This is a genomic window from Aureimonas ureilytica DSM 18598 = NBRC 106430 (assembly GCF_000382705.1).
Lineage (GTDB): Bacteria > Pseudomonadota > Alphaproteobacteria > Rhizobiales > Rhizobiaceae > Aureimonas > Aureimonas ureilytica.
On record NZ_ARQE01000009.1, the window covers coordinates 187,850 to 206,067 of the forward strand.

The following is an 18,218-nucleotide window of genomic DNA, read 5'->3' on the forward strand; positions in this document are numbered from 1 at the left end:
GCGTTAAATCCTTGACTTGGCGGAGCGAAAGCACAAACACCGCCGAACGTGTCGGAACGAAGTGCTGGTAAGGGGCCGCCCTTTCGGACGGCGAATAGGGAAGAGGTCGGCGACCGCAGGGCCAGCTTATGGTTAAGCGGTTCTTAACGGCAAGCGTTTATGAAGGTCGGGCGCGGATGCGGCTCTCCTTCATCGATCGCGCGAATTGGAGATGAATGCGCATGGCGACAAAGGTCAAGGAAGGCGAGATGGCCGTCGATGAGCGTCAGGAGACGCCTGACAGTCCTCTGCTGGACCTGTCGGACGATGCCGTCAAAAAGATGATCAAGGCCGCCAAGAAGCGCGGCTTTGTCAGCATGGACAAGCTCAACTCGGTGCTTTCGGCCGAGGACGTGACGTCCGAGCAGATCGAAGATCTGATGGCCATGCTCAGCGACATGGGCATCAACGTCGTGGAAGACGACGAGGGCGAAGAGGCCGAGGAGAAGGAAGCCGAGGAGAGCGGTTCGACCGAGCTCGCCGAGGTTTCCAACAACGCCGTCGCCACGACCACCCGCAAGGAATCGAACGACCGCACCGACGACCCCGTGCGCATGTATCTGCGCGAGATGGGATCGGTGGAGCTTCTGTCGCGCGAGGGCGAAATCGCCATCGCCAAGCGCATCGAAGCCGGCCGCGAGACGATGATCGCCGGGCTCTGCGAGAGCCCGCTGACCTTTCAGGCCATCATCATCTGGCGCGAGGAACTGAACGAAGGCAACATCATGTTGCGCGAGATCGTCGATCTCGAAGCGACCTATGCCGGCCCCGAGGCCAAGATGCCCTCCGCGCCGCCCGCCGAGGAGGCCGAAGGCGGCTTGCCCGGCGCGCGCGCCGATGGCGAGTTGCGCCCGGGCGAGGAAGAGGACGACGAGGACGATCTCGAGAACTCGCTGTCGCTGGCCGCGATGGAAGCCGAGATCCGTCCGCAGGTCATGGCGATCTTCGACGTCATCGCCGAGAACTACAAGCGTCTGCGCAAGCTGCAGGACCAGCAGGTCGAGAACCGTCTCGCCGCGCAGGGCACCCTGTCGCAGAGCCAGGAGCGCTCCTACAACAAGCTCAAGGAAGACCTCATCGCGGCGGTGAAGTCGCTCTCCTTGAACCAGAACCGCATCGACGCGCTGGTCGCCCAGCTCTACGACATCAACAAGCAGCTCGTCGGCAACGAGGGGCGGCTTCTGCGTCTGGCCGAATCGCACGGCGTGAAGCGCGACGAGTTCCTGAAGAGCTACCAGGGCACCGAACTCGATCCGAACTGGATTCAGTCCATCGCCAATCTCTCCGGCAAGGGCTGGCTGAAATTCGTCCAGAACGAGCGCGAGAACATCAAGACGCTGCGCCAGGAGATCCAGAGCCTCGCCACCATGACGGGTCTCGAGATCATCGAGTTCCGCCGCATCGTGCACATGGTGCAGAAGGGCGAGCGCGAGGCGCGGCAGGCGAAGAAGGAAATGGTCGAGGCGAATCTGCGCCTCGTGATCTCCATCGCCAAAAAGTACACGAACCGCGGCCTCCAGTTCCTCGACCTCATCCAGGAAGGCAATATCGGCCTGATGAAGGCGGTCGATAAGTTCGAGTATCGGCGCGGCTACAAGTTCTCGACCTATGCGACCTGGTGGATTCGTCAGGCCATCACGCGTTCGATCGCCGATCAGGCGCGCACGATCCGCATTCCCGTGCACATGATCGAGACGATCAACAAGATCGTGCGCACCTCGCGCCAGATGCTCCACGAAATCGGCCGCGAGCCGACGCCGGAAGAGCTGGCCGAGAAGCTGGCCATGCCGCTCGAAAAGGTCCGCAAGGTCCTGAAGATCGCCAAGGAGCCGATCTCGCTCGAAACCCCGGTGGGCGACGAGGAAGATTCGCATCTCGGCGACTTCATCGAAGACAAGAACGCGATCCTGCCGATCGACGCCGCGATTCAGGCCAACCTGCGCGAGACGACGACCCGCGTTCTGGCTTCGCTGACGCCGCGCGAGGAGCGCGTCTTGCGCATGCGCTTCGGCATCGGCATGAACACGGACCACACGCTGGAAGAAGTCGGCCAGCAGTTCTCGGTGACGCGCGAGCGCATTCGCCAGATCGAGGCGAAGGCCCTTCGCAAGCTCAAGCATCCGAGCCGCTCCAGAAAGCTGAGAAGCTTTCTGGACAGCTAGGAGCGACGGACGCTCCGCTCGTTCCTGCAGAGCTGATCGGCTTGCAGCCAGAGATCATGCAGAAAAGGCGCCTTCGGGCGCCTTTTTCGTTTGTCGCGTTTAGAAGGGCAGGGGGGTCAGGCCGCGAGGCTGACGCCTTGCAGGAGAGCGTGCTTGGGCATCGGCCGGCCCGTGTAATAGCCCTGGAACAGCCGGCAGCCCGCCGCCTTGGCAAGCGCCATCTGCTCTTCGGTCTCGACGCCCTCGGCCAGGACGTTCAGATGCATGGCGCTGGCGACGCTGGCGAGCGCGGAGACCAGAACATTGTCCGCCTCGCCGCTGCCGAGCTTCTCGATATAGGAGCGGTCGATCTTGATCGAATCCACCGGCAGGTGCCGCAGATAGTCGAAGCCGCTGAAGCCGGTGCCGAAATCGTCGAGCGCGATGTGGATGCCCATGGCGCGCAGCGCGGCGAGCCGGCGCCGGATGTCGGGCGTCGTTTCCACGGCGACCGATTCCGTCAGTTCCAGAACCAGCCGCTCCGCCGGATGGCCGGTCTCCGCCAGGACGCGGGCGACCATGGAGACGACGTCGTCGCGGCGCAGCTGGCTGGCCGACACGTTGACGGCGATGTGGAGCCCGTCGAAGTCGCGCGCGTCGAGGCAGGCGCGGCGCAGCACCCATTCCCCGAGCTGGTCGATCAGGAGCGAGCTTTCGGCGACGGGGATGAACTCGGCGGGCGAGATGCGCCCGCGCGAGGGGCTTTCCCAGCGCAGAAGCGCCTCGACGCCGACCATCGTGCCCTGCAGGTCGATGATCGGCTGATAATGCAGTTCGAGTTCGTTCATCAGGATGGCCGCGCGCAATTCGCGGTCGATCAGGCGCCGGTACTTCACCTCGCGCTGCATTTCGCTGTCGAACAGGACCAGCGCGCTGTCGTTTCGGTCGGCCTTTTGCAGGGCATGGTCGGCATATTGCAGCGCCTGCGTGAGATAGACGGTCTGCTCGGGCAGGGCGACCGCGCCCATGAGGAGCTGCGGCACGATCTCTCGACCGCCGGTGATGAAGGGCTGGAGGAGGGTCTCCCTCAAGGCGTCCAGACGACCCGCGGAAGAAACGCCCGTCTCGCAGGGCAGCATGAGCGAGAAGTGCCGGCTGCTGAGACGGCCCGCGATAGCGCCCGGCGCGAAACTGGCCAATCTCTGACCGATCGTGGCGAGCGCGAAATCGCCGGCCTTGTAGCCGAGGCTTTCATTCACCTCCTCGATCGACACGAACTGCACGGTGACGAGAACGAAATCCGTCGCGGTCTTCTGGCCGGTGAGGAGGGGTTCGCAGCGGGCGAGAAAGGCATGGCGCGTCAGGACGCCGGTGGTCGCGTCCGTCTCTCTGTCCGCTCGCGTGCCCTCGTCCTGCGTTGTCGCCTCCGCCAACCGCTGCCGCTCGCGGCGCCAGGCGCCGAAGACGCTGGCCTGCGTCAGCGCGATCATTGCCGCGCCGGCGGCAAGGCTCGCGGTCTCGCCGAGAAGCATCAGGGGCAGGCAGAACAGCGCGAGGAACGCGGGTCCAAACGGGCGCAGCGAGGCCAGTCTTCCGCTTCGGGATCGTTCGAGCCGGGTCAGAGAATGCACTGCCATGCGCGTCCACCTTTGGGTCGCACCGCTTGTAGCGCGGGCTCTTTAATATTCTCCCATCCGCCGGTTGTCTCGCCCGTCTTGGCTAGCGATCCCCTGCCGGATTTCCGACAAATGAACCGAACCTGAACGACGCCTTCGTCGCCGGTTCAGACGAAGCGGCGCAGATTTGCGCCAAGCGCCGGTGAGGGCGCATCGCTTTCAGGAGGTTTCCATGACGCTTCGTCTCGTTCGCTCCGCGCTGCTCGGGCTGGCTTTGGCCGCCGGCGTGTGGGCCCCTTCGCAGGCCGCATCGATCGACGCTCCGGTGCAGACGGTGCAGTATCGCGGCGACCGCCCGGACGGCTGGCGCGGAGACCGTGGGCCGCGCGATTGGCACGAGCGCCGTGGCCCGCGCGACTGGCATCACGACCGGCGCGGCTGGCGCGAGGATCGCCATGGCCGGCGCGACGGCATCTGCCGCCCGGGCCTCGCTTTGGAGAAAGCCGCGCGCATGGGCGTTCGGCGCGGCGACATCGTGCGCGTTTCGCCGCGCGGCGTGACGGTCGCGGGCTTCCGTCGCGGCCACCCGGTCGCCGTTCGCTTCGCGCAGGTGCGCGGCTGCCCGGTCATCGGAATGCGCTGAGCGCGCGACGATCGATCGCAAGGACGAAGGGGGAGGCCGGCAGCGGCCTCCCCCTTTTTTCGTGTCAGTTGGTCAGCTCGTAGACGACCCGCACATCGGCGCGCACGGCGTTCTCGCCGGTCTCCACGGGAACGCGGCTGCTGGCCGAGGCCGGCGCGGCCATCTTCAACTCCATCATCGGCACGGGCGGCAGGGGCTCGTTGCGCATCGCGCCGTCCTGAATGAGGATGACGCGCCCGAGCTTGAGGCCCGACGCCTCGGCCAGCGTCTCGGCCCGCTTGCGCGCGTCGGCGACGGCGAGGCGGCGCGCCTCGTTCGAGATGGCGGAGGCGTCGTCGATCTCGAAATTGATCGAGCCGCCCTCGTTGACGCCGAGCTGCACGGCGCGGTCGAGCACGTCGCCGAGCTTGGCGAGGTCGCGCACCTTGACCGACAGCGAATTGCGCACCTCGTAGCCGACGACCTTCGGCGGCGACTGCTGTCCGTTCGGCTGGTTGTCGTACTGATATTGCGGGGAAATCTGGAAGCCGGCGGTCTGGAGATCGCGCTTCTCGATCCCGAGTTCGCCCATCGCCTTCGTCACGGCGGCGATCGCCTCGTTCGCCTCCGCCAGCGCGTCGGCTGCCGTCGCGGCATTGCGCATCACGATGAGCTGCGTCACGGCGAGATCGGGCGCGCGATAGGCCGTGCCTTCGCCGCCGACTTCGATGCGGGCCGGGGGCGGGGCGGGCGGCTGTTGCGCAAGAGCCGGGGCGGAGGCGGCGAGAAGGGTGGCCAGCGCGGCCGAGGCGAGGGCGAAGCGGGATGGACTCAAGACACGGATCTCCAGGCGAATCGGAAGGATCAGGCTCGCATGGGATTGCGGCGCAAAGGGGTTGGAGACCCGTTGGCCGCCATCCTGATGGGCGCGCGAGGCGCGCAGGAGGGCCAAGAACGGTGCAAAACGCTGGCCCCGACCGCTTTCCCACTAATCTCGGCCGAGCTTTCGCCTATCTCGACACACAGCAGTCCCGAGCCGGCCACCGGGTCGGGTCCATCATGGTCAGGAATTCGCTCATGAAGCGCATGCTCGTTCTCGCCGCCCTTTTCGCCTCGCTCGCCGGCGCGGCCTCGGCCGGCAGCCTCAAGGATATCGAAGCGGCGAAGACGCTGCGGATCGGCACCGAGGGCACCTATGCACCCTTCACCTTCCATGACGCATCCGGCGCACTGACGGGCTTCGACGTCGAGATCGGCCGTGAGGTCGCCAAGCGCCTCGGTGTCCAGCCGGAATTCGTGGAAGGCAAGTGGGACGGCCTGATCGCCGGCCTCGCGGCCGACCGCTACGACGCCGTGATCAATCAGGTCGGCATCACGCCGGAGCGTCAGGCCCGGTTCGACTTCTCCGACCCCTATATCGTGTCGAAGGCCGTCCTGATCGTGAAGGATGGCGACGACGCGATCAAATCCTTCGCCGATCTCAAGGGCAAACGCGCCGCGCAGTCGCTGACCTCGAACTACGGCAAGCTGGCGGAAGCGTCCGGCGCGACGCTGGTCGGCACGGAAGGGTTCGACCAGTCGATCCAGCTCGTCCTGACCGGCCGGGCGGACGCGACGATCAACGACAATCTCTCCTTCCTCGACTTCAAGAAGCAGAAGCCCGACGCGCCGGTGACGATCGCCGCGACGCAGGACGAGGCGGCCGCCTCCGGCATCATCGTCCAGAAGAACAATCCCGAGCTCGTCGCGGCCATCAACAAGGCGCTGGCCGACATGAAGGCGGACGGGACCTACGACAAGATCTCGCAGACCTATTTCGGCGCCGACGTGTCGCGCTGAGCCGCTCCTCATCTGATTGGAAGGAAGGCGGGCTCGTCCGCCTTCCGCCGCCACGGGACGATCCGCCTTGCCGCCCTTCCTGCAGCTCATGCTCGACTCGCTCTGGCCGCTTCTGTGGGGCGGGCTGCGCTTCACGATCCCGCTGGCGATCCTCTCCTTCGCCTTCGGGCTGGCGCTCGGCTTCCTGACGGCCTCGGTGCGGCTCTTCGCGCCCTGGCCGCTCGCCGCCGTCGCGCGCTTCTATGTCTGGTTCATTCGCGGCACGCCGCTTCTCGTCCAGCTCTTCGTGATCTTCTACGGCCTGCCGAGCGTCGGCATCCTGATCGACGCCTTTCCCGCCGCGCTGATCGGCTTTTCCCTGAGCGTCGGCGCCTATACGTCGGAAATCATCCGCGCGGCCCTGTCCTCCATTCCGAAGGGGCAATGGGAAGCGGCCTATGCGATCGGCATGACGCGCGGCCAGGCCTTGCGCCGCACGATCGTTCCGCAGGCGGCACGGGTCGCGCTGCCGCCTTTGTCGAACTCTTTCATCTCGCTGGTGAAGGACACTTCGCTCGCCGCCGCGATCACCGTGCCCGAACTGTTCCAGCAGGCCCAGCGCATCGTTGCCACGACCTACGAGCCGCTGATCCTCTATATCGAGGCGGCGTTGATCTACCTCGCCTTTTCCTCGGTTCTCTCCGCGCTTCAGTCGAAGCTGGAGCGCCGCTTCGCTTCCTATGGCGGCTATGGGGAGGGTCGCGCATGATCCGCCTCAGCGATATCGAAAAGAGCTTTTCGGGAAACGTCATCCTGAAGAAAGTGAGCCTCGACATCGCGCCCGGTCAGGTGACGGCGCTGATCGGGCCATCGGGCAGCGGCAAGAGCACGCTTCTGCGCTGCGCCAATCTTCTCGAGATTCCCGAGGCCGGGCGGCTCGATCTTGACGGCTTGTCCGTCACCTTCTCGGGAAGGGGGCCGGACCGGCGCGATATCCTCGCGGTCCGGCGTCAGACCGGCATGATCTTCCAGAGCTTCCAGCTCTTTCCGCATCGCACCGCGCTCGGCAATGTCATGGAAGGGCTCGTCGTCGTTCTCAAATGGCCGGCCGAAAAGGCGCGGGCGCGCGCGCTCGAACTCCTCGACCGCGTCGGGCTGGCGGCAAAGGCCGATGCCTATCCCGCGACGCTCTCGGGTGGCCAGCAACAGCGCGTCGCCATCGCCCGCGCGCTGGCGGCGTCCCCCAAACTGCTTCTGTGCGACGAGCCGACCTCGGCGCTCGACCCGGAACTCGCGGCTGAAGTGGTGGACGTGCTCGGCACGCTCGCGCGCGAGGGAACGACCATGCTGATCGCCACGCACGACCTGCGCCTCGCCAACCGCACAGCCCATCACGTCGCCTTCCTGCAGGATGGCGTCGTGGTCGAGGAGGGCGCGCCGGACCGGCTCTTCCGCCAGCCGACCGACCCTCGCACGATCCGCTTCGTGCGCACGCTGGCGGGGGACTGACGTCAAGCTCTCGAACTTGCGTGGACCGAGGTGCTTCGACGGACGAGTCCAGCCCGCCGACGGTGGCTCCAAAAGTGCCGACGGGGACTGCCCGTCAGAACGGGACTCCAGAGGATGCAACTCCGCCGGCATCAGGAAGGCCGACTTGTCGGCTAAGGAGTGGGTTGAAGCTCGAAAGGGTGTCGGATGCGCAGCGCTGGTGGTCGGCACCGCAGAGCCGCCACCCTGCCATCAACCGTTGTGAAGCACGACGCGATTCCGGCCGCTCCGTTTCGCCTGATAAAGGGCTTTGTCGGCGTCGGTGATCAGCGAGGGGAGGGACGTCTCGGCGGCCGTTCCGGTGCAAACGCCGACGCTGACGGTGACGACATTCCCCGGCGTATCTCCGCCAGCCGACAGGCCGAGCGCCTGCACGGATTCGCGAAGTCGATCGGCCGCCTTGACCGCGTTGGTCGCCGTGGCGTGGAGCAGAACGACGACGAACTCCTCTCCACCGTAACGAACCACCATATCCTCCAACCGAATGGTCGTGGAAAACAGTTCGCCGATCCGTCGAAGACACATGTCGCCTGCGTCGTGCCCGAGCGTGTCGTTGAGAATCTTGAAGTGATCGACATCGACGACCAGCACGGCGACCGATGTCCCGCTCGCTGCCATCGCCGGCCAGTTTTGAGCCAGATGCTCGTCGAGATGGCGGCGGTTGCCGAGACCCGTCAAAGGGTCGCGTCTTGCGGCCTCCAGAGCATGGATCCGGTCGAAGCTGTCCTGAAGCGTGCGGAGAAAGGCGTGGCGAGCGCTCTGTTCGACACGCCTGTTCGCCGTCGCGGTGAGATAGGCCACAGACCCCATCAAGGTGACGCCGACGATCTCGACCGCGGGGGGCGACGATCCTGTGCTCAACACCGCGATGTACAGCGCCATCATGGCGAGAGAGGCCACGATGGCGTAGCGCGCGTCCGCCCTTTGAACGGACCCCATGAAGATCACGACGACGACCGTCAGGTACTGATACTGATCCGCTCCTTCGCCCGTGTTCAGGGCATAGATGAGCAGGATCTGCGCGACCATGAGACAGGGCACGCTGATCGTCACCAGTTCGCGCACGACCTTCCGCGGTTCCCGCTTCAGCACGGAGGCGGCCCAGATCATGTAGGGCGTGACGAGACCGAGATGCACCGCGACCGCCAGAGCGAACGTCTCGGGGACCAGCAGGTAGTCGAGGAGAAGGAAAAGGTTGTAGACGGTGACGCAGGGCACGATCGTGCTCCTGATATCGCGCGCCTTGTAGCGCCGCCTGTGGCTCTCGTAGGCCGCCTCGATCGCCGATGGGAACGATGTGCGCCACGCCTTCGCGTCGATCGCGGCTCTGACCTCGTTGAAATTCAGCGTTTCGGTCAGCATCGGTCCGATCCCAGGCTCGGGGCGTGCCCGCGTGGACTGAACCCTATCCGATCACTCGTGTAGAATGCGTAGCTGTGACTGAAACGGGATTCGCGCCATGGCTGCTCGACCCTGCGCCGGTGAGCCGCGAGGTGGAGGCGGGTTGCGGCTCCCCCTGAGAGTCGAGGGAATGGACGTGGCTAACGCTCTGGCTAACGTTTCCGCAAACCCGTGCGGCGGCTGGCAGATTGGTGGGCCCGGCAGGACTCGAACCTGCAACCAAGCGGTTATGAGCCGCCGGCTCTAACCATTGAGCTACAGGCCCCACCCATGCTTGCCCTATCGCAAGTGGGGGCCGTTCTCAAGCCGTGGTCGGGGCGGGCGAAGACGGGCTGGGGAAACTTCGGCGGCTAACGGCGTTTCCCACGAAGAACGAGGAGGCCGATTTGTCCAATATCGAACCCAATATCATCGACCCCACCAAGGGACCGCCGCTGCCGCCGGATTCGCTTCCCGACCCGTCCGAAGACGATCACGTCGGGTCGGATGCCGTTCGCGAACCGGGGGAGGGACGTCCGCCGATCGAGAAGGACCCCGAAGAAGGCGGTGGTGCTGGCGATATCGAACGCGCCTGACGCTTCTCGAAATGACCAGACCGAAGCGGCCGGGCGGTGATGAGCCGCCCGGCCGTCTGATCAGTCCGTCTCGTCCTTCGCCGCTTCGGCCGCGCCGTCGATGGTCGCGCGGTCGGTGCCGTTTTCGGCGATGATGCGCTGGGCTTCCTCGACGGAAATTCCGTGCTTTCCGGCGAGTTCCTCAGCTTTGAGATCAGGCTCCACGCCTTGTTCGATCGGGATATTGCTCATAATCCGCCCTCCTGCTCTCCTCCCAACGCGGGAGAGGCGCATTTGGTGTCTCGAGCGTTGTGGAAGCCTGTCACAATCGCGATAGGTGCGGGGACCGCCGGTTCTGCGGCGCAAGAGGGATCAGGGACTTAACGTCCCTCCTTCAGCCCCTACATAAAGACAAGAATCTGAGAGGAGTTCGCCGTGAGCGTCGCGTTTGTGAAGGAGCCCAACGAGAATCAGGTCGAGACCCTGCCGGACCGCGAACTCGGAACGGACCCGAACTTCGTGACCGCCAAGGGCCTGAAGCAGATCGAGGATCAGGTGGCCGATCTCGAGGCGAAGCTTTTCGCCGCGCGGGACGCCGACGACAAGATCGGCTATGCCTCGGTTCATCGGGACCTTCGCTATTGGCGGGCGCGCAAGATGAGCGCCGAACTCGTGCCGGCGCCCGACGACGCCGAGACCGTTCATTTCGGCTCGGAGGTCACGATCGAGCGCGACGACGGGCGGGCGCAGGTCTTCTGCATCGTCGGCATCGACGAGGCGAACCCGGCGGACGGGCGCCTGTCCTATCTCTCGCCGCTCGCCAAGGCGATCGCCGGCAAGAGCGTCGGCGACGTGGTGAAGGTCGGACCTTCCGAGGCGGAGATCGTCGAGATCAAGCCGATCGGCTGATCGGCAGCCTCAGGCCGGCTGAAGCGCGCGAATGAAGCGCTTCGTGGTCTCGGCGAATCCGTATTCCAGAGCGTCGGCCGTCAGCGCATGGCCGATCGACACTTCCCGAAGCGTGGGGAGAGCCCGGCACAGGGCGGGAAGGTTGGCGACAGTCAGATCGTGCCCGGCATTGACGCCGAGGCCAAGCTCGGCCGCGGCCTTGCCGGCACTCCGGAGCTTGGCGAGTTCCCGCTCGGCCGCTGCCTCGTCGGAATGCGTGCCGCCATAGGGGCCGGTGTAGAATTCCACCCGGTCCGCGCCGAGTTCACTTGCCACGTCGAGCCCGTCGGGCGTCGGGTCGGCAAAGAGCGAGACGCGCATGGTCCGGCTTTTCAGCCGCGCGATGATGGGCCGAAGGCGTTCGGCCTCGGCCGCGAAATCCCAGCCATGGTCGGAGGTCGCCTGCGCCGGGTCGTCGGGAACCAGCGTCACCTGATCGGCGCGCGCGTCTTCGCAGAGCCCCAAGAAATGCTCCGTCGGATAGCCCTCGATATTGAACTCGGCGGAAGGGAATTCCGCGTCGATCAGCTGGCGAAGGGCTGGCAGGTCGGAAAAGCGGATATGGCGCTGGTCGGGGCGGGGGTGGACCGTGAGGCCCGACGCGCCGTTCGCGAGCGCAATGCGGCCGAAATGGATGACATCCGGCCAGGGCAGATCGCGGCGGTTTCGCAGCATCGCGATCGCGTTGAGATTCACGGAAAGGGTGGCGGTCATGGCGGTCCGTCTCATGCCGGCGGGATGGGACTGCGCATGGACCGCAGGGACCTGCATGTCAACGCCCCGGCCGCGCGGGCGGCCGGGGCGTCGGTTCTGTCGGTCGGGCCCTGTTACTTTGCGGGCGTGGCCTCTGCCCCCTCCGGCTTGGCGGGCCGCGACTTGCCGTAGCCGGTCAGTCGCAGCACGAAGACGAAGAAGATCGGCACGAAGAAGATCGCGAGCACGGTGGCCGAGATCATGCCGCCGATCACCGTCGTGCCGATGGCGTTCTGGCTGGCCGCGCTGGCGCCGCTGGCGATGGCCATGGGCAGAACGCCCATGGTGAAGGCGAGCGAGGTCATGAGGATCGGGCGGAAGCGCAGATGCGCCGCCTCGATCGTCGCGTCACGAAGGCTCATGCCCTCGTCCATCAGGTCTTTCGCCACTTCCACGATCAGGATCGCGTTCTTGGCGGAGAGGCCGACGATGGTGATGATGCCGACCGTGAAATACACGTCGTTCGACAGGCCGCGCAGCATGACCGCGACCACGCAGCCGATGACGCCGAGCGGCACGACGAGCATGACCGAGAAGGGGATCGACCAGCTCTCGTAGAGCGCCGCAAGGCACAGGAACACGAAGAGGATGGCGAGACCGATCAGGAAGGGCGCCTGATTGCCCGACTGGATTTCCTGCAGCGACTGGCCGGTCCATTCGAAGGCGAAGCCGGCTGGAAGCTGCCCGGCGAGCCGCTCCATCTCCGCGATCGCATCGCCCGACGAATAGCCAGGATTGGCGTCGCCCGACAGGCGGATCGAGGGATAGCCGTTGTAACCGACGAGCTGCGAGGAACCGAGCGTCCACTTGCCCTCGGCGAAGGCCGACAGCGGAACCATGCCGCCCTGGTTGTTGCGCACGTTGAGCTGCATGACATCCTCGATGCGCATGCGGGCGCGCTCCTCGGCCTGCAGCGTGACGCGCTGCATCCGGCCGCCGTTCGGGAAGTCGTTGATATAGGCCGACCCGAGCGCCGCCGAGATCGTCTGGTTGATGTCGGCGAAGGTGACGCCGAAGGCGTTGGCCTTTTCGCGGTCGATATCGAGTTCGATCTGCGGGCCGGGGGGCAGGCCCTCGAAATTGATGCGGCCGAGAATCGGGCTCTTGCCGGCTTCCGCGATCAGCTGATCGCGCGCCGCCAGAAGCGCCGCCGTGCCCTGGTTGGCGCGATCCTGCAGGCGGAAGGCGAAGCCGCCGGTGTTGCCGAGACCCTGGATGGGCGGCGGCGACAGGGCGAAGGCGATCGCGTCCCGGAACTGGATGATGCGGCCGGAAATGATGCCGGCCAGTGTGTCGGCGTCCTCGCCGGGTCCGCGTTCGCTCCAGTCCTTCAGGGTGATGAAGGCGAGGCCCGCATTGGCGCCCTGACCCGAGAAGGAGAAGCCCTGGATCGTGATCATGCTCTCGACCGCCGGCTGCGACAGGATGAACTTCTCGGCTTCCGACGTCACCTCGCGCAGGCGATTGCTGGTCGCGCCGGCCGGACCCTGGAAGTTCGCGATCAGGAAGCCCTGATCCTCCTGCGGCAGGAAGGCCGAGGGGATCTGGACGTAGAACCAGCCAAGACCCGCCAGAAGCGCCAGATAGATCACCATGAAGCGCTTGGTGCGGCCGATCAGATAGCCGACGCCGTTCGAATAGGAGCGCGAGGTCCGGTCGAAGCCCCGGTTGAACAGGCCGAACAGGCCGCGCTTGCCATGGTGATGCCCAGCCTTGATGGGCTTCAGGAAGCTGCCGCAGAGCGCGGGCGTCAGCGACAGGGCGAGGAAGGCCGAGAACAGGATCGACGTGACCATCGTCAGCGAGAACTGGCGATAGATGACGCCGACCGAGCCGGGAAAGAAGGCGAGCGGAATGAACACGGCGCAGAGCGCCAGCGTGATGCCGATGATCGCGCCGGTGATCTGGCCCATCGCCTTCTTGGCGGCCTCCTTGGGCGGCAATCCCTCGCTCGCCATGATGCGCTCGACATTCTCGACCACGACGATCGCGTCGTCGACGAGGATGCCGATGGCGAGAACCATGGCGAACATGGTGAGGACGTTGATCGAGAAGCCCGCCGCCAGCATCACCGCCAGCGTGCCGGCCAGCGCGATCGGCACGACGAGCGTCGGGATCACCGTGTAGCGGATGTTCTGGAGGAAGACGAACATCACGACGAAGACCAGCGCCACCGCTTCGAGAAGCGTGTGGATCACCTTCTCGATCGAGGCCGAGACGAAGGGCGTCGTGTCATAGGGGATCTGGTAGCTCACCCCTTGCGGGAAGAGCGGAGCCAGACGCTCCATGACCTCCCGTACGCCCGTCGCCGCGTCGAGCGCGTTGCCGGTCGGCGAAAGCTGAATGCCGATGGCCGCGCTCGGCCGGCCGTTCAGGAACGTGTTGAAATTGTAGCTCTCGGCGTCGATCTCGACGCGCGCCACATCCGACAGGCGCACGAGCGAGCCGTCCGGATTGGCGCGCAGAACGATGGCGCCGAACTCCTCGGGTGTCTGCAGCTGACCCTTCACAAGGATTGTCGCCTGCGTCTGCTGGCTGACGGGGTTCGGATTGGCGCCGATCGAGCCGGCGGCGACCTGCGCGTTCTGCTGAGAGATGGCGGAGGTCACGTCGGAGACGGCGAGGTTCAGGCCGACCAGACGGTCGGGGTCGATCCAGACGCGCATGGCGCGCTCGGAGGCGAAGAGCTGGGCGCGGCCGACGCCCGGCACACGGCGGATCTCGTTGATGACGTTGCGGGTGATGTAGTCGCCGAGGCCGACCGCATCGAGCGTCGACTTCTCGTCGCCCACCAGCGCGACGACCATGAGGAAGCTCGATCCGGCCTCCTCGACGAGAACGCCCTGCTGCGTCACCTGCTGCGGCAGGCGCGATTCGACGCGGCGCAGGCGGTTCTGCGTGTCCACGACGGCCTGCGCGATCTCGGTGCCGGCCGAGAAGGTCACGGTGATCTGCACCGCGCCGGTCGCGTCGCTCGTGCTCTCGAAATAGAGAAGGCCCTGGATGCCGTTCAACTCTTCCTCGATCGGCCGCGTGACCTGCTGGTAGAGGTCCTCGGGCGAGGCGCCGGGGAAGGCGGTCGAGATGGTGAGCTGCGGCGGGGCGACGTTCGGATATTGCGAGATCGGCAGGGACGGCAGCGAGATGACGCCGGCGAGCACGATGAAGATCGCGATCACCCAGGCGAAGACCGGGCGCTCGATGAAGAATTGAGGCATGGGATTCGGTCCTTAGCGCGCGGAGGTGGACGCGTCGGCCGGCGGCGTGCTCGCGCGCTGGCTGCCCGCATCCTGCGGGGCCGGATTGGTGGTGCCGCTCGCTGCGGCGTTGCCGGCGGGCGTCGGGGCGGGGGCCTGCGTGCCGGCGCCGACGGCCGTTCCGTCGGCATCGTCCTTGGTCAGCCCGTCTGCCGCAGCGCCCACCGGCGTCCAGGGCGTCGGGGCGACCGGCGAGCCCGGTCCGATCTTCTGGAACCCGTCCGCGATCACCTTGTCGCCGGCGGCGAGCCCTTCGGAGATCACCGAGCGGTTGCCGACGACGCGCGCCACGGTGACGTTGCGCTGCTCGGCCGTGGAATTGCCGTTCACGAGATACAGGAAGGCCTGACCCGCCGTGTCGCGCTGCACAGCCTGGTTCGGCACGGCCAGCGCGTTGGCGTCGATGCCCTGATCCACCGCGACGCGGACATAGAGACCCGGAAGCAGCGTGTCGTCGGGATTGGGGAACTCGGCGCGCAGCGTCACCTGACCGCTGGTTTCCTCGACCGTCGCTTCCGAGAAGAGCAGGCGGCCGGGATAGGGATAGTCGCTGCCATCGTCGAGGCGCAGGCGGACCTGGGCGACATTCTCTTCGAGCTGCGTGATCTGGCCCGTGCGCAGCGCCTCGCGCAGGCGCAGGAGCTGCGAGACCGGCTGCTGGATGTCGGCGTAGACGGGATCGAGCTGCTGGATGGTCGCCAGCGCCTCGGTGCCCGTCGTGCTGACCAGCGCGCCCTCGGTGACGATCGCGCGCCCGATGCGGCCCGAGATCGGGGCGCGGACGGTCGCGTAGTCGAGATTGATCTGCGCCGCGCGAAGCTGGGCGCGCGCGGCGGCCAGATCAGCCTCGGCCTGCCGCTGCGTGGCGACAGCGGTTTCGAGATTGGCCGCCCCAACCGTGTTGCGCGCGACGAGCGCCCGCGTGCGGTCGGCGTCCTGCCGGGCCTGCGTCAGGACCGCATCGGCGCGGGCGACGCCGGCCTCGGCCGATTCCACCGCCACCTGAAAGGTCGCGGGGTCGATCTGGAAGAGGGGATCGCCTTCCTGAACGTCCGACCCCTGCTCGAAGACGCGCTGCACGATGATGCCACCGACGCGCGGGCGCACCTCGGCGATGCGCGTCGGCGCGATGCGGCCCGGCAGTTCGGCGGTCACGGCGATGGCTTCGGGCTTGACCTCGACGATCCCGACCGGGCTCGGCGGGGGTGCGCCGCCGCCCTGTCCTTGGGCTGCCGCCGACTTCGATTCGCCCTGGCAGCCAGCCAGAACGAGCAGGCCGAGCGCGGTCGCGAGAAACAGGGAGGGGGAAGAGAACTTCATGAAAACCGTCTCGCTTGCCGCCCGTGCGGGGCCACCGACTCTGATATTGCCGTGCAACATACATGCATGTATGAAAGCTGACAAGATCGTAAGGAAGGCAGGCGAAGCATGAGGCGGACGAAGGCCGAAGCGATGGAAACCCGCTGCGCGATCCTCGACGCGGCCGAGGTGACCTTCTTTCAGAACGGCGTGTCGCGCACCACGCTCGCCATGATCGCGGAAGCGGCCAAGGTCACGCGCGGGGCGATCTACTTTCACTTCGCCAACAAGAACGCGCTGTTCGAGGCCATGCTGGAGCGCGGGCGCCTGCCGCAGGAGTGCTTCGTTCAGCTGGACGATCTCATCGGCGCCGCCGACCCGCTCGATCGCATCCGGTCCAATGCGGTCGAGGCGCTCGACTTCATCAGCACCAACGCCCGCACGCAGAAGATCCTCGCGATCATGCTGCTGCGCTGCGAATACGTGGCCGAGATGGAGGAGATGCTGGTTCGCCTGCGCGAGGCCGACGAGGAGATGCTGAGCGTCATCCGCCGCGCCTTTCAGGAGGCGGCGCAGCGCGGGCTGATGTCGGGCGAATGGACCGCCGAGGCGGCCACGACGACGCTGCAATGCGCCATGAGCGGCCTGATCACGCAATGGCTGCGCTCCGGCTTCGGCTTCGATCTCGTGACGACCGGCCGGCGGATGCTGCAGAGCCTGTTCGAGTCGTTTCGCCGCACCGACGAAAGCTAGGAGGGGCGAGGGCTGGAAGGTGAGGGGGCGCGCCTCCTCGGACGCGACGATCTCCCGCAGCCGATGAAATGCGGACACGAAAAAGGCCGGGACGAACCCGGCCTTTTGCAGTCTTGGCGGATCGGAGCGTTCGATCAGATCGCGCTGGAAGCGAGGCGGCGGTTGATCAGAAGCGCCAGGAGCGTGACCACGGCGCCCGACAGGAGGTACGCGCCCGAGAAGACGAGACCGAGCTTGTCCGCGATCAGAAGCGCGGCCAGTGGCGCGAAGCCGGCGCCGAAGAGCCAGGCGAGGTCCGAGGTCAGGGCCGAGCCGGTGTAGCGCTGCGAGCGCGGGAAGTTCGCCGCGAGCGCGCCCGAGCACTGGCCGAAGGAGACGCCGAGGATGATCGAGCCGACCACCATGTAGATCGTCTCGCCGACGACACCGCCGTTCAGGAGCAGCGGGGCCAGACCGCTATAAAAGGCGATGGCGCCGGCGCAGATGCCGAGAACGCGGCGACGACCGTAGCGATCGGCCAGCGGACCCGAGGCGATATGGGCGATCGTGCCGAACACGGTGGCGATCAGCTCGATCAGGAGGAAGCGGGCGATGCTCTCGCCCGCGAAGAGCGTGACCCAGGAGAGCGGGAAGACGGTCACCATGTGGAACAGCGCGAAGCTGGCGAGCGGAACGAAAGCGCCGATCACGATATAGCGACCGCTTTGCGCGACGGTCTCGCCGACCGGCGAGGGCTGCAGTTCGCCACGTTCGAACATTTCGCGATAATGTTCGGTGACGACGATACGCAGCCGGGCGAAGAGGGCGACGACGTTGATCGCGAAGGCGACGAAGAACGGATAGCGCCAGCCCCAGCCGAGGAAGTCTTCCTGCGTGAGGTTGGTGATGAGGAAGTAGTAGAGCGCGCTGGCGACGATGAGGCCGAGCGGCGCGCCGAGCTGCGGCAGCATGGCGTACCAGCCGCGCTTGTTCTCGGGCACGTTCATGGCGAGCAGCGGCGCCAGGCCGTCCCACGTGCCGCCGAGGGCGAAGCCCTGGCCGAAGCGGAGGACGGCGAGCGTGACGACGGACGCCATGCCGACGCTGGCATAGCTCGGCAGGAAGCCCATGACGATGGTCGAGCAGCCGAGCAGGAACAAAGCCGTGGTGAGCTTGGCCGCGTCGCCGTAGCGATGGTGCATCCAGGTGAAGAAGATCGTGCCGATCGGCCGCACGACGAAAGCCAGCGCCAGAAGGCCGAAGGAATAGTAGGTGCCGGTGACGGGATCGGTGAACGAGAAGACCACCGCCGGAAACACCAGCACGGAGGCGAGGGCGTAGACGAAGAAGTCGAAGAATTCAGCCGTGCGACCAAGAAGCACGCCGATCGCGATCTCGCTCGGCCTAACTTCGCCGTGATGCGCGTTCGCGATGCGCGCATCCCTTTCAAAGGCGGACGGAGCGGCCGCCGCGCTGTTCGAACTCATATC

Annotated in this window: 16 protein-coding genes and 1 tRNA gene; 8 read left to right on the forward strand and 9 right to left on the reverse strand. The window is 66.2% G+C overall.

From position 1 onward, the window contains the following. Positions 1 to 221 precede the first annotated feature (221 nt). On the forward strand, positions 222 to 2,201 hold the full coding sequence (rpoD, locus tag B146_RS0118365; protein WP_019997940.1) for an RNA polymerase sigma factor RpoD: 1,980 nt from the start codon (positions 222 to 224) through the stop codon (positions 2,199 to 2,201). A 116-nt stretch (positions 2,202 to 2,317) separates the two neighbouring features. Here rpoD and B146_RS26635 read toward each other — a convergent pair whose 3' ends face one another. Further along, positions 2,318 to 3,817: a putative bifunctional diguanylate cyclase/phosphodiesterase gene (locus tag B146_RS26635; protein ID WP_019997941.1), complete on the reverse strand. Its 1,500-nt coding sequence runs from the start codon at positions 3,815 to 3,817 to the stop codon at positions 2,318 to 2,320. A 211-nt stretch (positions 3,818 to 4,028) separates the two neighbouring features. Here B146_RS26635 and B146_RS26640 point away from each other — a divergent pair, with 211 nt between their 5' ends. Beyond that, positions 4,029 to 4,439, forward strand: coding sequence for a hypothetical protein (locus B146_RS26640; RefSeq protein ID WP_155897584.1), 411 nt, complete (start codon positions 4,029 to 4,031; stop codon positions 4,437 to 4,439). A 64-nt stretch (positions 4,440 to 4,503) separates the two neighbouring features. Here the strand turns inward: B146_RS26640 and B146_RS0118380 are convergent, their stop codons facing one another. Then, positions 4,504 to 5,253 carry an SIMPL domain-containing protein gene (locus B146_RS0118380; protein WP_155897585.1) on the reverse strand — a complete coding sequence of 250 codons (750 nt, stop codon included), beginning with the start codon at positions 5,251 to 5,253 and terminating at the stop codon, positions 4,504 to 4,506. Between the two features lie 251 nt (positions 5,254 to 5,504). Here B146_RS0118380 and B146_RS0118385 point away from each other — a divergent pair, with 251 nt between their 5' ends. From B146_RS0118385 to B146_RS0118395, 3 genes are all read left to right on the forward strand, one after another. Continuing rightward, on the forward strand, positions 5,505 to 6,257 hold the full coding sequence (locus B146_RS0118385; RefSeq protein WP_407638564.1) for an amino acid ABC transporter substrate-binding protein: 753 nt from the start codon (positions 5,505 to 5,507) through the stop codon (positions 6,255 to 6,257). A 67-nt stretch (positions 6,258 to 6,324) separates the two neighbouring features. After that, a complete protein-coding gene (locus B146_RS0118390) occupies positions 6,325 to 7,005 on the forward strand; it encodes an ABC transporter permease subunit (RefSeq protein ID WP_019997945.1) in 681 nt (226 codons plus the stop codon). Further along, a complete protein-coding gene (locus tag B146_RS0118395; RefSeq protein WP_019997946.1) occupies positions 7,002 to 7,745 on the forward strand; it encodes an amino acid ABC transporter ATP-binding protein in 744 nt (247 codons plus the stop codon). The genes B146_RS0118390 and B146_RS0118395 overlap by 4 nt, the downstream gene beginning before the upstream one ends. A gap of 231 nt (positions 7,746 to 7,976) precedes the next feature. Here the strand turns inward: B146_RS0118395 and B146_RS27945 are convergent, their stop codons facing one another. Both B146_RS27945 and B146_RS0118405 read right to left on the reverse strand, forming a co-directional pair. Beyond that, complete coding sequence (locus tag B146_RS27945) at positions 7,977 to 9,146, reverse strand: GGDEF domain-containing protein (RefSeq protein ID WP_019997947.1); 1,170 nt, start codon at positions 9,144 to 9,146, stop codon at positions 7,977 to 7,979. Between the two features lie 228 nt (positions 9,147 to 9,374). Beyond that, positions 9,375 to 9,450, reverse strand: a tRNA-Ile gene (locus B146_RS0118405). Positions 9,451 to 9,493: 43 nt separating this feature from the next. On the opposite strand from B146_RS0118405, the gene B146_RS0118410 reads away from it, so the two are divergent. Continuing rightward, positions 9,494 to 9,760, forward strand: coding sequence for a hypothetical protein (locus B146_RS0118410; protein WP_155897586.1), 267 nt, complete (start codon positions 9,494 to 9,496; stop codon positions 9,758 to 9,760). A gap of 60 nt (positions 9,761 to 9,820) precedes the next feature. On the opposite strand, the gene B146_RS29135 is transcribed toward B146_RS0118410, so the two are convergent. Beyond that, positions 9,821 to 9,991, reverse strand: a complete 171-nt coding sequence (locus tag B146_RS29135) for a hypothetical protein (protein WP_019997949.1) — start codon at positions 9,989 to 9,991, stop codon at positions 9,821 to 9,823. Between the two features lie 183 nt (positions 9,992 to 10,174). Between B146_RS29135 and greA the strand changes: the two genes are divergently transcribed. Then, positions 10,175 to 10,648: a transcription elongation factor GreA gene (gene greA, locus B146_RS0118420; RefSeq protein WP_019997950.1), complete on the forward strand. Its 474-nt coding sequence runs from the start codon at positions 10,175 to 10,177 to the stop codon at positions 10,646 to 10,648. 9 nt (positions 10,649 to 10,657) lie between these two features. Here greA and B146_RS0118425 read toward each other — a convergent pair whose 3' ends face one another. The 3 genes from B146_RS0118425 to B146_RS0118435 all read right to left on the reverse strand — a co-directional run bounded on the left by B146_RS0118425 (position 10,658) and on the right by B146_RS0118435 (position 16,017). Then, entirely contained in the window at positions 10,658 to 11,401 is a 744-nt protein-coding gene (locus tag B146_RS0118425; RefSeq protein WP_019997951.1) for a pyridoxine 5'-phosphate synthase, read from the reverse strand. A gap of 113 nt (positions 11,402 to 11,514) precedes the next feature. Next, positions 11,515 to 14,658 carry an efflux RND transporter permease subunit gene (locus tag B146_RS0118430; RefSeq protein ID WP_019997952.1) on the reverse strand — a complete coding sequence of 1,048 codons (3,144 nt, stop codon included), beginning with the start codon at positions 14,656 to 14,658 and terminating at the stop codon, positions 11,515 to 11,517. Between the two features lie 12 nt (positions 14,659 to 14,670). Next, positions 14,671 to 16,017, reverse strand: coding sequence for an efflux RND transporter periplasmic adaptor subunit (locus B146_RS0118435; RefSeq protein WP_019997953.1), 1,347 nt, complete (start codon positions 16,015 to 16,017; stop codon positions 14,671 to 14,673). A 108-nt stretch (positions 16,018 to 16,125) separates the two neighbouring features. Between B146_RS0118435 and B146_RS29385 the strand changes: the two genes are divergently transcribed. Next, a complete protein-coding gene (locus tag B146_RS29385; protein ID WP_019997954.1) occupies positions 16,126 to 16,749 on the forward strand; it encodes a TetR family transcriptional regulator in 624 nt (207 codons plus the stop codon). 134 nt (positions 16,750 to 16,883) lie between these two features. Here the strand turns inward: B146_RS29385 and B146_RS0118445 are convergent, their stop codons facing one another. Next, positions 16,884 to 18,215, reverse strand: a complete 1,332-nt coding sequence (locus B146_RS0118445) for an MFS transporter (protein WP_019997955.1) — start codon at positions 18,213 to 18,215, stop codon at positions 16,884 to 16,886. Positions 18,216 to 18,218 lie beyond the last annotated feature (3 nt).

What these genes read in the sequence shown, in the direction of transcription:
- B146_RS27945 (WP_019997947.1), bottom strand. Translation starts at nt 9,146, where the DNA reads ATGCTGACCGAAACGCTGAATTTCAACGAGGTCAGAGCCGCGATCGAC.
- B146_RS29135 (WP_019997949.1), bottom strand. Translation starts at nt 9,991, where the DNA reads ATGAGCAATATCCCGATCGAACAAGGCGTGGAGCCTGATCTCAAAGCT.
- B146_RS0118395 (WP_019997946.1), top strand. Translation starts at nt 7,002, where the DNA reads ATGATCCGCCTCAGCGATATCGAAAAGAGCTTTTCGGGAAACGTCATC.
- B146_RS29385 (WP_019997954.1), top strand. Translation starts at nt 16,126, where the DNA reads ATGAGGCGGACGAAGGCCGAAGCGATGGAAACCCGCTGCGCGATCCTC.
- B146_RS26635 (WP_019997941.1), bottom strand. Translation starts at nt 3,817, where the DNA reads ATGGCAGTGCATTCTCTGACCCGGCTCGAACGATCCCGAAGCGGAAGA.
- B146_RS26640 (WP_155897584.1), top strand. Translation starts at nt 4,029, where the DNA reads ATGACGCTTCGTCTCGTTCGCTCCGCGCTGCTCGGGCTGGCTTTGGCC.
- B146_RS0118385 (WP_407638564.1), top strand. Translation starts at nt 5,505, where the DNA reads ATGCTCGTTCTCGCCGCCCTTTTCGCCTCGCTCGCCGGCGCGGCCTCG.
- B146_RS0118445 (WP_019997955.1), bottom strand. Translation starts at nt 18,215, where the DNA reads ATGAGTTCGAACAGCGCGGCGGCCGCTCCGTCCGCCTTTGAAAGGGAT.
- B146_RS0118425 (WP_019997951.1), bottom strand. Translation starts at nt 11,401, where the DNA reads ATGACCGCCACCCTTTCCGTGAATCTCAACGCGATCGCGATGCTGCGA.
- rpoD (WP_019997940.1), top strand. Translation starts at nt 222, where the DNA reads ATGGCGACAAAGGTCAAGGAAGGCGAGATGGCCGTCGATGAGCGTCAG.
- B146_RS0118430 (WP_019997952.1), bottom strand. Translation starts at nt 14,658, where the DNA reads ATGCCTCAATTCTTCATCGAGCGCCCGGTCTTCGCCTGGGTGATCGCG.
- B146_RS0118435 (WP_019997953.1), bottom strand. Translation starts at nt 16,017, where the DNA reads ATGAAGTTCTCTTCCCCCTCCCTGTTTCTCGCGACCGCGCTCGGCCTG.